The organism is Pseudomonas sp. NyZ201, assembly GCF_049860765.1.
GTDB classification, from domain to species: domain Bacteria; phylum Pseudomonadota; class Gammaproteobacteria; order Pseudomonadales; family Pseudomonadaceae; genus Aquipseudomonas; species Aquipseudomonas bharatica.
Window position 1 is genome coordinate 4,200,640 of the sequence record NZ_CP187557.1, and the last position, 13,373, is coordinate 4,214,012.

Annotated in this window: 9 protein-coding genes; 6 read left to right on the forward strand and 3 right to left on the reverse strand. The window is 61.7% G+C overall.

Features of this window, described 5'->3' with window-relative positions:
• Positions 1-56 precede the first annotated feature (56 nt).
• Genes ACPFMA_RS18635 through fabI form a run of 6 tightly spaced genes read left to right on the forward strand, consistent with a single transcriptional unit; the run spans position 57 to position 8,252 of the window.
• A complete protein-coding gene (locus tag ACPFMA_RS18635) occupies positions 57-1,886 on the forward strand; it encodes an extracellular solute-binding protein (RefSeq protein WP_425928440.1) in 1,830 nt (609 codons plus the stop codon).
• Positions 1,883-3,730, forward strand: a complete 1,848-nt coding sequence (locus ACPFMA_RS18640; RefSeq protein WP_420056983.1) for an extracellular solute-binding protein — start codon at positions 1,883-1,885, stop codon at positions 3,728-3,730. The genes ACPFMA_RS18635 and ACPFMA_RS18640 overlap by 4 nt, the downstream gene beginning before the upstream one ends.
• A gap of 1 nt (position 3,731) precedes the next feature.
• A complete protein-coding gene (locus ACPFMA_RS18645; protein WP_009400259.1) occupies positions 3,732-4,805 on the forward strand; it encodes a microcin C ABC transporter permease YejB in 1,074 nt (357 codons plus the stop codon).
• 1 nt (position 4,806) lies between these two features.
• On the forward strand, positions 4,807-5,826 hold the full coding sequence (locus ACPFMA_RS18650) for an ABC transporter permease (protein ID WP_064301776.1): 1,020 nt from the start codon (positions 4,807-4,809) through the stop codon (positions 5,824-5,826).
• A gap of 1 nt (position 5,827) precedes the next feature.
• Positions 5,828-7,444, forward strand: coding sequence for an ABC transporter ATP-binding protein (locus ACPFMA_RS18655; RefSeq protein ID WP_009400261.1), 1,617 nt, complete (start codon positions 5,828-5,830; stop codon positions 7,442-7,444).
• Between the two features lie 13 nt (positions 7,445-7,457).
• A complete protein-coding gene (fabI, locus tag ACPFMA_RS18660; RefSeq protein ID WP_009400262.1) occupies positions 7,458-8,252 on the forward strand; it encodes an enoyl-ACP reductase FabI in 795 nt (264 codons plus the stop codon).
• Between the two features lie 209 nt (positions 8,253-8,461).
• Here the strand turns inward: fabI and ACPFMA_RS18665 are convergent, their stop codons facing one another.
• The 3 genes from ACPFMA_RS18665 to lon all read right to left on the reverse strand — a co-directional run bounded on the left by ACPFMA_RS18665 (position 8,462) and on the right by lon (position 13,333).
• Positions 8,462-10,333 (reverse strand): SurA N-terminal domain-containing protein, encoded by a 1,872-nt coding sequence (locus ACPFMA_RS18665; RefSeq protein WP_425928441.1) that lies wholly within the window; start codon positions 10,331-10,333, stop codon positions 8,462-8,464.
• Positions 10,334-10,525: 192 nt separating this feature from the next.
• Entirely contained in the window at positions 10,526-10,798 is a 273-nt protein-coding gene (locus tag ACPFMA_RS18670; RefSeq protein ID WP_009400264.1) for an HU family DNA-binding protein, read from the reverse strand.
• 138 nt (positions 10,799-10,936) lie between these two features.
• Entirely contained in the window at positions 10,937-13,333 is a 2,397-nt protein-coding gene (gene lon, locus ACPFMA_RS18675; protein ID WP_009400265.1) for an endopeptidase La, read from the reverse strand.
• Between the last annotated feature and the right edge of the window lie 40 nt (positions 13,334-13,373).

Genomic DNA, 13,373 nt, shown 5'->3' on the forward strand with positions numbered 1-13,373 from the left:
TACAAGCTGTTACTGTAGGGAAACAAAGCCCAAGCCGCCTGGATCGGATCGCCGACTTGATACGTCCCCTCCTGCTGTCATTCAGCCTGGCCTTGAGCTTTCCCGCGGGCGCAACGATCACCGAAAGTCACGGTTACGCCCAGTTCGGCACGCTCAAGTACCCAGCCAAATTTACCCACTTCGATTGGGTCAACCCGCAAGCGCCAAAAGGCGGCATCTTGCGTGCCATGGCATTCGGCACCTTTGACACCCTCAATCCCTATACCTTCAAGGGCAGCAGTCCGGTTACCACGCCGAACTTCCTGCAATACGGGGTCAACGAGCTCAATGAAACGCTGATGGTCGGCACCGGCCAGTACGACCCGTCCGGAGACGAGGCGACGTCGAGCTACGGGCTGATCGCCCGTTCGGTCGAGTATGCGGAAGACCGCAGCTGGGTGGTCTTCAACCTGCGTCCGGAGGCACGTTTCCATGATGGCCGGCCGATCACCGCGGCGGATGTCGCATTTTCCTACCGCACCCTGCTCAAGGAAGGCCACCCGATCTACCGCACCAACCTCCAGGAGGTCGAACGGGTCGATGTGCTCAACCCCCAGCGCGTCCGCTTCGTCTTCAAGCGTGCCGGCAATCCCCTGCTGATCCTGCGTCTCGGTGAAATGCCCGTGCTGCCACAGCATTACTGGCAAGGCCGCGACTTCAAGGCCACCACCTTCGAGCCACCACTGGGTAGTGGCCCGTATCGCATCAGCGAGGTACAGCCGGGCCGGCGCCTGGTGTTCGAGCGAGTCAAGGACTGGTGGGGCAAGGACCTGCCGGTCAATCGGGGCAAGTACAACTTCGATCGCGTCGAGTACGAGTTCTATCGCGACAGCGACGTGGCATTCGAAGCCTTCAAGGCCGGCGAGTTCGACATCTACATCGAGCACCAGGCGAAAAACTGGGCCAATGGCTACAACTTTCCGGCGGTGCGTCGTGGCCAGGTGATAAAGGCGCAGATCAAGCACCAGATCCCGACCCAGACCCAAGGGCTGTTCATGAACAGCCGGCGCGCAGCCTTTGCCGATCGCCGCGTACGCCAGGCGCTGGGCCTGATGTTCGACTTCGAGTGGACCAATCGGGCACTGTTCAGCAGCGCCTACCGGCGTGCCACCAGCTTCTATCCCAATAGCGAATTCAGCGCCGAAGGCTTGCCGGTGGGCAAGGAGTGGCTGCTGCTGGCCCCGTACCGTGACCAACTGCCCGCCGCGATGTTCACCAAACCCTTCGCCGTCAGCCAGACCGACGGCCGCGGAATCGGCCGCGACCAGTTGCGCCAGGCCCTGGAACTGCTCGGCAAGGCCGGCTGGAAGCTCGACGGGCAGCGTTTGCTGAACAGCAACGGCCAGCCGCTCAGGCTGGAGATCCTGCTGGTCAATCCGAACCTGGAACGCATTCTCCAGCCCTACGTGGAGAACCTCGCCAGCATCGGCATCGACGCACGCCTGCGAACCGTCGACCGGGCCCAGTACAAGCAGCGCCTGGACCAGTTCGATTTCGACATGATCCTGATGACCCTGACCCAGACCCTCAGCCCCGGACTGGAACAATGGCAGTATTTCCATTCCAGCCAGGCCAGCACCAAGGGCAGCAAGAACTACGCCGGAGTCGACAGCCCGGTGGTCGACCACCTGCTCGACGCCCTTCTCGCCTCACAGACCCGCGATGACCAGGTGGCCGCCGCCCGCGCCCTGGATCGGGTGCTGTCGTGGCAGTACTACATGATTCCCAACTGGTATCTCGACTATCACCGCCTGGCCTACCGCAACCGGTTCGCCTTCGTCACCACCCCGCCCTATACCCTGGGGCTGAATACCTGGTGGCTCAAGCCTTCGGAGAACGCCCAATGATGCCGATGCCCCGTCTGCGCCTGATGCTCGGCGGCCTGCTTCTGGCCGGCCTGAGCCTGCCGGGTCTGGCTGCGCCGCAACATGCCGTGACCCTTTACAACGAAGCGCCGAAGTACCCGGCGGACTTCAAGCATTTCGACTATGTGAATCCCGACGCGCCAAAGGGCGGCACCTTCCGCGAGAACGGTTTCGGCAGCTTCGACAGCCTCAACCCGTTCATCAGCAAGGGTGTGCCAGCAGACAACATCGACCTGGTCTACGACACGCTGGCCCGCGCCAGCCTGGACGAGCCCTTCACCGAGTACGGCCTGCTGGCCAGGCAGATCGAGAAAGCCCCGGACAACAGTTGGGTGCGTTTCTACCTGCGTCCGGATGCGCGCTTTCACGACGGCACACCGGTGCGCGCGGAAGACGTGGTGTTCACCTTCAATACCTTGATGAAAAGCGGCGCCCCGATGTTCCGCGGCTATTACGCGGACGTCGCCGAGGTGGTCGCCGAAGACCCGCTCAAGGTCCTGTTCAAGTTCAAGCACAGCAACAACCGTGAGCTGCCGCTGATCCTTGGCCAGCTCGCCGTGCTGCCGAAACACTTCTGGGAAAGCCGCGATTTCACCAAGGGCAGCCTGGAAATCCCGGTGGGCAGCGGGCCATACAAGGTCGCCGAGGTCAAGCCAGGACGCTCGATCCGCCTGGTGCGCGACAAGAACTACTGGGGCAAGGACCTGCCCATCAACCGCGGCTTCTACAACTTCGACACCATCACCGTCGACTATTACCGCGACAACACCGTAGCCCTCGAAGCGCTCAAGGCCGGGCAGTTCGACTACTGGTTCGAGACCAGCGCGAAGAACTGGGCCACCGCCTACAACATCCCCGCCGTGCGGGAAAAACGCCTGATCCGCGAGGAGATCCCCAATGGCACGCCCACCGGCATGCAGGGCTTCGTCTTCAACCTGCGTCGCCCGGTGTTCCAGGACGTGCGGGTGCGCCATGCGCTAAGCCTGCTGCTGGACTTCGAATGGACCAACAAACAGTTGTTCAACGGGGCCTACACCCGCACCGGCAGCTATTTCGAAAACTCGGAGATGGCCGCCCGGGGCCTGCCTGGCCCCGATGAGCTGAAGCTCCTGGAACCGCTGCGCGGCAAGATTCCCGAGCAGGTCTTCACCGAGGAGTTCAAGAACCCGGTCACCGACGCCAGCGGCATGATCCGCGAGCAGCAGCGCCAGGCCTACAAACTGCTCCAGGATGCCGGCTGGCGCATTGAAAACGACCGGATGGTGGATGCCCAGGGCAAGCCACTGACCATCGAGTTCCTGCTCGCACAGACCGAGTTCGAACGCATCCTCCTGCCTTACAAACGCAACCTTGCCGATCTCGGCATCACCCTGAACATCCGCCGCGTCGATGTCGCCGAATACATCAACCGCCTGCGCTCCCGGGACTTCGACATGATCGTGGGCGGTTTCCCGCAATCGAATTCCCCGGGTAACGAACAGCGCGAGTTCTGGCAAAGCAGCAGCGCCGAAAACCCGGGCAGCCGCAACTACATGGGCCTCAAGGACCCAGCAATCGATAGCCTGGTGGAATCGCTGATCAACGCCGACTCGCGGCAGAACCTGATTGCCCATACCCGCGCCCTTGACCGCGTATTGCTCTGGGGCTACTACGTGGTGCCGAACTGGCATATCAAGACCTGGCGCGTGGCCTACTGGAACCATATCGGCCACCCGGACACTCCGCCCAAGTACGATATCGGCATCAATACCTGGTGGATCAAGCCCGAGGTCAAGCCGGCCACCCCGGTGACACCGCAGGACACCGCAGCCGACGGGGAGCAGTAAGATGCTGGCCTACATACTGCGGCGCCTGCTGCTGATCATCCCGACCCTGTTCGGCATCCTGATCATCAACTTCGTTATCATCCAGGCCGCTCCCGGCGGCCCGGTGGAACAGATGATCGCCAAGCTCGAAGGCTTCGAGGGCGCCACCAGCCGGATTGCCGGCGGAGGCGCCGAAGTCTCGGTGGCCGGCTCCAATTATCGCGGTGCGCAAGGCCTGGATCCGGCGTTGGTCAAGGAAATCGAGCGCATGTACGGCTTCGACAAGTCGGCGCCGGAACGCCTGTGGATCATGGTCAAGAACTATGCCCGGCTGGACTTCGGCGACAGCTTCTTCCGCGATGCCAAGGTCGTCGACCTGATCGCGGAAAAACTGCCGGTGTCCATCTCGCTGGGGCTGTGGAGCACCCTGATCATGTACCTGGTATCGATTCCCCTGGGGATCGCCAAGGCCACCCGGCACGGCAGCCACTTCGATGTCTGGACCAGCTCGGCGATCATCGTCGGTTATGCGATTCCCGCCTTCCTCTTCGCCATCCTGCTCATCGTGGTCTTCGCCGGCGGCAGCTACCTGGACTGGTTCCCGTTGCGCGGACTGACGTCGAGCAACTTCGATGAACTGAGCACCTGGGGCAAGATCACCGACTATTTCTGGCACCTGGCCCTGCCGATCACCGCCCTGGTCATCGGCAACTTCGCCACCATGACCCTATTGACCAAGAACAGCTTCCTCGACGAGATCAACAAGCAATACGTGGTCACGGCCAAGGCCAAGGGCCTGACGCCGAACCGCGTGCTCTACGGCCATGTGTTCCGCAATGCCATGCTGCTGGTGATCGCCGGCTTCCCTTCGGCCTTCATCGGCATATTCTTCACCGGCTCGCTGCTAGTCGAGGTGATCTTCTCCCTCGACGGCCTCGGCCTGATGAGCTTCGAGGCAGCGATCAACCGCGATTACCCGGTGGTCTTCGGCACGCTGTTCATCTTCACCCTGCTGGGGCTGGTGGTGAAACTGATCGGCGACCTGACCTACACCCTGGTCGATCCACGCATCGACTTCGAAAGCCGGGAGCACTGAGATGAAACTGTCCCCTCTCAATCGCCGCCGCTTCGAGCGCTTCAAGGCCAACCGCCGCGGCTGGTGGTCGCTTTGGCTGTTCGTGATCCTGTTCGGCCTGAGCCTCGGCGCGGAATTGATCGCCAACGACAAACCACTGGTGGTGCGCTACGACGGCGAGTTCTACTTCCCGGCGTTCAAGCGCTACCCCGAGACCACCTTCGGCGGCGAATTCCCGCTCGAGGCCAACTACAAGAGCCCGTACATCCGCGACCTGCTGGAGAAGAAGCAGAGCTGGGTGGTCTGGGCGCCGATTCCATTCAGCTACCAGAGCATCAACTACGACCTCAAGGTCCCTGCCCCTGCGCCGCCTTCCGCGCAGAACTGGCTGGGCACCGATGACCAAGGGCGGGATGTGCTGGCAAGGGTGATCTACGGCTTCCGTATCTCGGTGCTGTTCGCCCTGACGCTGACCGTGCTCAGCTCCATCATCGGCGTGATAGCCGGTGCGCTGCAGGGCTTTTATGGCGGCTGGGTCGATCTGGCCGGACAGCGCTTCCTGGAGATCTGGTCGGGCCTGCCGGTGCTGTATCTGCTGATCATCCTGGCCAGCTTCGTCCAGCCCAACTTCTGGTGGCTGCTGGGGATCATGCTGCTGTTCTCCTGGATGAGCCTGGTGGATGTGGTGCGCGCGGAGTTCCTGCGCGGGCGCAACCTGGAATACGTGCGGGCCGCGCGCGCCCTCGGCATGCAGAACGCGGCAATCATGTACCGGCACATCCTGCCCAACGCCATGGTCTCGACCATGACCTTCCTGCCGTTCATTCTCACCGGCGCCATCGGTACCCTGACCGCCCTGGACTTCCTCGGCTTCGGTCTGCCGCCGGGCGCTCCGTCCCTGGGCGAACTGGTGGCCCAGGGCAAATCCAATCTGCAGGCGCCATGGCTGGGCATCAGTGCCTTCGCCGTGCTGGCCCTGATGCTGAGCCTGCTGGTATTCATCGGCGAATCCGCCCGCGATGCCTTCGACCCGAGGAAATGAGATGAACAAGGACACCTTGATCGAAGTGCGCGACCTTGCCGTCGAATTCGTCAGCGGTGCGCAACAGCAGCGTGTGGTCGAAAACGTCAGCTTCGATATACGCCGCGGCGAGACCCTGGCCCTGGTCGGCGAAAGTGGCTCCGGCAAATCGGTCACCGCCCACTCCATCCTGCGCCTGCTCCCCTACCCGCTGGCACAGCACCCGGCCGGGAGCATCCGCTACGAAAACCAGGACCTCCTGCACCTGGACGAGAAGAAGATGCGCCATATCCGTGGCAACCGCATCGCCATGATCTTCCAGGAGCCGATGACGTCGCTGAACCCGCTGCACAGCATCGAGAAGCAGATCAACGAAGTGCTGATGCTGCATAAGGGCCTGCGCGGCAAGGAAGCCACCGCACGGACCCTGGAGCTGCTGGAACTGGTGGGCATTCCCGACCCGGTCAAGCGCCTCAAGGCCCTGCCCCATGAACTCTCGGGCGGCCAGCGGCAGCGAGTGATGATCGCCATGGCGCTGGCCAACGAGCCGGAGCTGCTGATCGCCGACGAACCAACCACCGCGCTGGACGTTACCGTCCAGTTGAAGATCCTTGAGTTGCTCAAGAACCTGCAGGCCAGGCTGGGCATGGCGCTGTTACTGATCAGTCACGATCTGAACCTGGTGAAAAGAATTGCACACCGCGTATGTGTCATGCAGCGCGGTTGCATCGTCGAACAGGCGTCGTGTGAAGAATTGTTCCGCGCTCCGCAGCATCCGTACACGAAAATGCTGCTCGGCGCCGAGCCCAGCGGCGGGCCGGCCGGCAACCCGGAAGGCGCGCCGTTGCTGGAAGTCGAAGACCTGCGGGTGTGGTTCCCGATCAAGAAAGGCCTGCTGCGCCGCACCGTGGACCATGTCAAGGCGGTGGACGGCATCAACTTCAGCCTGCCCCAGGGCCAGACCCTGGGCATCGTCGGTGAAAGTGGCTCGGGCAAGTCGACGCTGGGCCTGGCCATCCTGCGGCTGATTGGCAGCCAGGGCGTCATCCGCTTCGAGAACCAGCGGCTGGACGGCATGAGCCAGCAGCAGGTGCGACCGCTGCGACGCGAGATGCAGGTGGTGTTCCAGGACCCCTTCGGCAGCCTCAGCCCGCGCATGTGCGTGAGCGACATCGTCGGAGAGGGCCTGCGCATTCATCGGATAGGCACGGAGGCGGAACAGGAACAAGCCATCATGGAGGCGCTCAGGGAAGTAGGTCTGGACCCGGAAACCCGGCACCGCTACCCTCACGAGTTTTCCGGAGGCCAACGACAACGGATTGCCATTGCCCGGGCACTGGTATTGAAACCGGCGCTGATCCTGCTGGACGAGCCCACTTCGGCGCTCGACCGCACCGTTCAGCGCCAGGTGGTGGAACTGCTGCGCGCGCTGCAGACCAAGTACAACCTGACCTACCTGTTCATCAGCCATGACCTGGCGGTGGTCAAGGCGCTGAGTCACCAGTTGATGGTGGTCAAGCAAGGCCAGGTGGTTGAGCAAGGTCCGGCCGCGCAGATTTTCGCCGCACCACAACATTCGTATACACAGCAGCTGCTGGAGGCCGCTTTCCTGGCTCCCACGGCTGTCGATATAACCTGAAGAGGAACAACACATGGGTTTTCTCGCCGGTAAGCGCGTACTGATCGTCGGTGTCGCCAGCAAACTGTCCATCGCATCCGGCATCGCTGCCGCCATGCATCGCGAGGGTGCAGAACTTGCCTTCACCTACCAGAACGAAAAGCTCAAGGGCCGCGTCGAAGAATTCGCCGCTGGCTGGGGCTCCAACCCTGAGCTGTGCTTCCCTTGCGACGTTGCCAACGATGACGACATCGCCAAGGTCTTCGAGGCGCTGGGCAAGAAGTGGGACGGCCTGGACTGCATCGTGCACTCCGTAGGCTTCGCCCCGGGCGACCAGCTCGATGGCGACTTCACCGAAGTGACCACCCGAGAAGGTTTCCGCATCGCCCACGACATCAGCGCCTACAGCTTCGTGGCCCTGGCCAAGGCCGGTCGTGAAATGATGAAAGGCCGCAACGGCAGCCTGCTGACCCTGTCCTACCTGGGCGCCGAGCGCACCATGCCGAACTACAACGTGATGGGCATGGCCAAGGCCAGCCTGGAAGCCGGCGTTCGCTACCTGGCCGGCAGCCTCGGCCCGGAAGGCACCCGCGTCAACGCCATCTCCGCCGGTCCGATCCGCACCCTGGCTGCTTCCGGCATCAAGAGCTTCCGCAAGATGCTCGCCGCCAACGAAGCCCAGACCCCGCTGCGCCGCAACGTCACCATCGAAGAAGTCGGCAACGCCGGCGCCTTCCTCTGCTCCGACCTGGCGTCGGGTGTCAGCGGTGAAATCATGTACGTGGACGGTGGCTTCAATACCACCGCCATGGGTGATATCTCGGAGTAAGTCTTCGGGAAGCGAGGAAAAGGCCGCTGATGCGGCCTTTTCTTTTGCCTGGTGTTTTTGAGGGCCTCATCGCTGGCAAGCCAGCTCCCACAGGTTTCGCGAACCTGTGGGAGCTGGCTTGCCAGCGATGAGGCCAGTACAGACAAAGCTGATTCAAGGAGCAATGAAAAAGGCCGCTTGCGCGGCCTTTTTCATTGCAGGGGGACAACTCAGTAGCGAGTGATCTCCGCCTTGGCTTCCAGTTGCTTGCGGTAGGCGGCGAAATCCTGCTGACCGGCACGCGAGGCCAGATAGCGGCGATACTCGCCCTTCTCCTGCTCACTGGCCGCGCTGCCCTCGTTCACACCATTCAGGCGCAGGACGACGACGCTGCCATCAGCCAGGGTCACCGTGGAGTACACCGGCTTGTCCTTGGCTTCAGGCTTGCTCATGCGGAACAGTGCCTGCAGCTCGGTCGGATCTATGCCTTCCTGCATGCGGGTCACGGCTTCCTGGACCTTCCAGGCCTGGCCGTCCTGCACGGGCGCATAGGCGACCTTGCCATCACGCAGCCCGGCTACCAGTCCATCGGTCTTGCTCTTCACGGCAGCGGTGGCCTGTTCCTGGGCCAGGTGGTCGCGGATAGGACCGGCAACGGCTTCCAGAGGCAGTTGCGCCGGCTTGCGATGCTCCTTGGCGCGTACGACCACGACGGTCTCCGGATCCAGCTCGATGGCCGAGCTGTTGGCCCCCTCGTCCAGCACTTCAGGGCTGAACGCCGCCTGGATCACCTGCCGGTTGGCGGTGATGCCGTCACCGCCCTCACGACCGAACGGCGCGGAGGTCTGCACCTTCAGGCCGAGGTCCTGGGCGGGCTGGGCCAGGTCCGACGCTTCGAACGCCGAATCTTCCAGTTGCTTGGTCGCTTCCACGAAGCGCTGCTCGACCTGCTGGGTCTTCAGCTCACGGGTAAGCTTGTCCTTCAGGCTGGCGAACGTGGGGACCTCAGGCGCCTGCACGCCCAGCAGCTTGATCAGGTGGAAGCCGAACTCGGTGCGCACCGGAGCGGACACCTGGTCCTTGTTCAGCGCATACAGCGCATCTTCGAAGGCCTGGTCATAAACACCCTTGCCGGCGAAACCAAGGTCACCGCCATTGCTGGCCGAGCCTGGATCCTGGGAGAACTCCTTGGCCAGCGCGGCGAAGTCTTCACCCTTGGCCAGACGCTGCTGGATTTCCTCGATGCGGGCCTTGGCCTGGGCCTCATCCTGCTTGTCATTGACCTCGACCAGGATATGCGCAGCATGGCGCTGCTCGGCGAGGTTGGCGATTTCCTTCTGGTACAGCGCCTGCAATGCGTCCTCGTCGACCTTGACCTGATCGAAGAACGCGGCCTTCTTGAGCTCGATGTAGTCGATCACGACCTGATCGGGGCTCATGAATTCCTTGGCATGCTGCTCGTAATGAGCCTTGACCTGTTCATCGGTAACATTGACGGACGCAGGGTCCGCCTTGAAGGTCAGCGAAGCGAAGTCACGGGTCTGCTTTTCCAGGCGAGCGAAGGCGTCAACCTGCGCATCGGTGACGAAACCGCTGCCAGCCAGACCGGCGCGCAGCTGGCCGATGAGCATTTCCTGGGCCAGCATTTCACGGAACTGCATACGGCCATAGCCCAACTGGCGAATGACCTGGTCGAAACGTTCGGCGCTGAACTTGCCGTCCACCTGGAACTCGGGCGTCTGCAGGATCACCTGGTCCAGAGCGGCCTCGGAGAAGGAGAATTTGGCATCACGTGCGCCCTGCAGCAGCAGCTGACGCTCGATCAGGCCTTTCAAGGCCGCTTCGCGCAGCATCTTGTCGTCCAGCAGGGAGGGGTCGAAGTCCTTGCCCAGCCGTTGCATCAGTTGCCGACGTTGCGTGTCGACGGCCTGACTCAACTCGTTCTGGCTGATGGTATCGCCATTGACCTTGGCAGCATCCTGGTTGTGGCTGACTGCCTGGAAGATGGCATCGAAGCCGGTCAGCGCCATCAGTACCACGATGACACCAATGATGGTCTTGGCAATCCAACCTTGTGAATTGTCCCTGATATTTTGCAGCATGCGTCCCCCAGAAACGGCTGTGGCGGCTGCACAACCGCGGAGCGTGGGTAGAATCCTGATAGAAGAAAGGCGCATCCGGGGATGCGCCTTCTCGTAACGGGCGGAGCAGACGAATTCGTGATTCTTTCCGCCCCACCGGCGGGCGCGGTTGCGGGAACCGGCCCGACCAGGCTGAAGCCTGAAAAGGGCGACTTAGTTGACCGCGTCCTTCAGCGCCTTGCCAGCCTTGAAGCCAGGCTTCTTGGCGGCAGGGATTTCCAGCGTCTTGCCAGTTTGCGGGTTGCGGCCTGTACGAGCAGGACGGTCGGTGACCGAGAAGGTACCGAAACCTACCAGAACCACGGAATCACCGGCCTTCAGGGCACCAGTGATGGATTCGATGACTGCGTCCAGCGCACGGCCGGCAGCAGCTTTTGGAATATCAGCATTTGCAGCGATAGCGTCAATCAGTTCCGACTTGTTCACTCTAAGTCCCCTTATTTCTATTTGAGTTTATTTCTAACTATGTAAATTGAATCAACGCCGAGTGCCCCGTGACACTTGAGTGCCTTTTAATGGCAAGGACCTGGAAAACAGTCGGACGGGGCGCCCAGCTAAATACTTTCAATGCGTACTGATTCGTTCCTTGGAATCAACGTCGCGTTTTTCATCCTTGGCAACGATCTCGGGAGCCACATCCGGCAAGGGCTCCGGGGCGTATTGCAGCGCAATTTGGAGGACTTCGTCAATCCATTTAACCGGCTTAATCTGAAGATCCTGCTTAATATTGTCAGGAATCTCTTTCAGATCACGCACGTTTTCTTCCGGAATGATCACTGTCTTGATTCCACCACGGTGCGCGGCCAGCAATTTTTCCTTCAGGCCACCGATTGCCAGCACCTGCCCACGCAGGGTGATCTCGCCGGTCATCGCCACATCGGCACGCACCGGGATTTGCGTCAACGCAGAAACCAGGGCGGTGCACATGCCGATACCGGCACTCGGACCATCCTTGGGCGTAGCCCCTTCCGGCATGTGGATGTGGGTATCGCGCTTCTCATGGAAATCGGCCGGGATACCAAGGCTTTGCGCACGACTGCGCACCACGGTCTGCGCCGCTGTAATGGACTCGACCATGACATCGCCGAGGGAACCGGTCTTGATCAACTGCCCCTTGCCCGGAATGACCGCCGCCTCGATGGTCAGCAATTCGCCGCCCACCTGGGTCCAGGCCAGGCCGGTGACCTGACCCACCTGGTCCTGCTGCTCGGCCAGGCCGTAGCGGAACTTGCGCACACCGAGGAAATGCTCCAGCTGGTCGCTACCCACCTTGACCTGCGCCTGCTTCTGGCCCGTGTACTCCTTGACCACCTTGCGGCAGACCTTGGCGATCTGCCGCTCCAGGCCACGCACACCGGCTTCACGGGTGTAGTAGCGGATGATGTCGCGAATGGTTGCGACCTCAACGTCCAGCTCACCCTTCTTCAGGCCATTGGCCTTGATCTGCTTCGGCAGCAGGTACTTGACCGCGATATTGATCTTCTCGTCCTCGGTGTAGCCCGGCAGACGAATGACTTCCATCCGGTCCAGCAGCGCTGGCGGGATGTTCATCGAGTTGGAGGTGCAGAGGAACATCACATCCGACAGGTCGTAATCGACCTCCAGGTAGTGATCGTTGAAGTTGTGGTTCTGCTCCGGATCCAGTACCTCGAGCAGCGCCGAGGCCGGGTCACCGCGCATGTCGCTGCCCATCTTGTCGATCTCGTCGAGCAGGAACAGCGGATTGCGCACGCCCACCTTGGTCATTTTCTGGATCAGGCGACCGGGCATGGAACCGATATAGGTACGTCGGTGGCCACGGATCTCGGCCTCGTCACGCACACCGCCGAGCGCCATGCGCACGAACTTGCGGTTGGTCGCGCTGGCGATGGATTCGGCGAGCGACGTCTTGCCCACGCCAGGCGGGCCGACCAGGCACAGTACCGGGCCACGGATCTTCTTGACGCGCTTCTGCACCGCGAGGTACTCGAGGATGCGCTCCTTGACCTCTTCCAGGCCATAGTGGTCGGCATCGAGGATTTCCTCGGCCTTGGCCAGGTCGAGGCGTACCTTGCTCTGCGCCTTCCACGGTACCTGCACCAGCCAATCGAGGTACGAGCGCACCACGGTGGCCTCGGCCGACATCGGCGACATCTGCTTGAGCTTGTTCAGCTCGGCCTGGGCCTTGGCATAGGCATCCTTCGGCAGGCCGGCAGCCTCGAGGCGCTTCTTCAGTTCCTCGACTTCGTTATGCCCCTCGTCGCCATCGCCGAGCTCCTTCTGAATGGCCTTCATCTGCTCGTTCAGGTAGTACTCGCGCTGGCTGCGCTCCATCTGCTTCTTGACCCGTCCGCGAATGCGCTTCTCGACCTGCAGCAGGTCGATTTCCGCATCCAGCAGGGCCAGTACATGCTCAACGCGCGCGGCCAGATCGATGATCTCGAGGATTTCCTGCTTCTGCTCGATCTTCAGGGCCATGTGCGCAGCCATGGTATCCACCAGGCGCCCAGGCTCATCGATGCTGTTGAGGGACGACAGGACCTCGGCGGGCACCTTCTTGCCCAACTGAACGTATTGCTCGAACTGGGACAGCAGGCTGCGCACGAACACTTCGGACTCGCGATCAGCCGCTTCGGTCTCCTCGATCAGGGCGACTTCGGCACGAATGTGGCCCTCGACCTCGACGAAGCGCTCGACCGCACCGCGCTGCTCACCTTCGACCAGCACCTTGACGGTGCCATCGGGCAATTTCAGCAACTGGAGGACGGTAGCGATGGTGCCGACCCGATACAGGGCGTCTTCGCCTGGATCGTCGTCAGCGGGATTCTTCTGAGCCAGCAAAAGGATTTGCTTCTCACCGGTCATCGCAGCCTCGAGGGCTTCGATGGACTTTTCACGCCCCACGAACAGCGGGATGACCATGTGCGGGTAAACAACGACATCGCGCAATGGCAAAAGAGGCAAGTCGAGGGTTGTCTTCATGATTTCGCCTCTACAGCGGCCCTGTGGCCGTAATCCGATG

Bases quoted from the DNA above. Each gene is read 5' to 3' on its own strand.
- ACPFMA_RS18640 (WP_420056983.1), top strand. From the start codon at position 1,883: ATGATGCCGATGCCCCGTCTGCGCCTGATGCTCGGCGGCCTGCTTCTG.
- ACPFMA_RS18645 (WP_009400259.1), top strand. From the start codon at position 3,732: ATGCTGGCCTACATACTGCGGCGCCTGCTGCTGATCATCCCGACCCTG.
- ACPFMA_RS18650 (WP_064301776.1), top strand. From the start codon at position 4,807: ATGAAACTGTCCCCTCTCAATCGCCGCCGCTTCGAGCGCTTCAAGGCC.
- ACPFMA_RS18655 (WP_009400261.1), top strand. From the start codon at position 5,828: ATGAACAAGGACACCTTGATCGAAGTGCGCGACCTTGCCGTCGAATTC.
- fabI (WP_009400262.1), top strand. From the start codon at position 7,458: ATGGGTTTTCTCGCCGGTAAGCGCGTACTGATCGTCGGTGTCGCCAGC.
- ACPFMA_RS18665 (WP_425928441.1), bottom strand. From the start codon at position 10,333: ATGCTGCAAAATATCAGGGACAATTCACAAGGTTGGATTGCCAAGACC.
- lon (WP_009400265.1), bottom strand. From the start codon at position 13,333: ATGAAGACAACCCTCGACTTGCCTCTTTTGCCATTGCGCGATGTCGTT.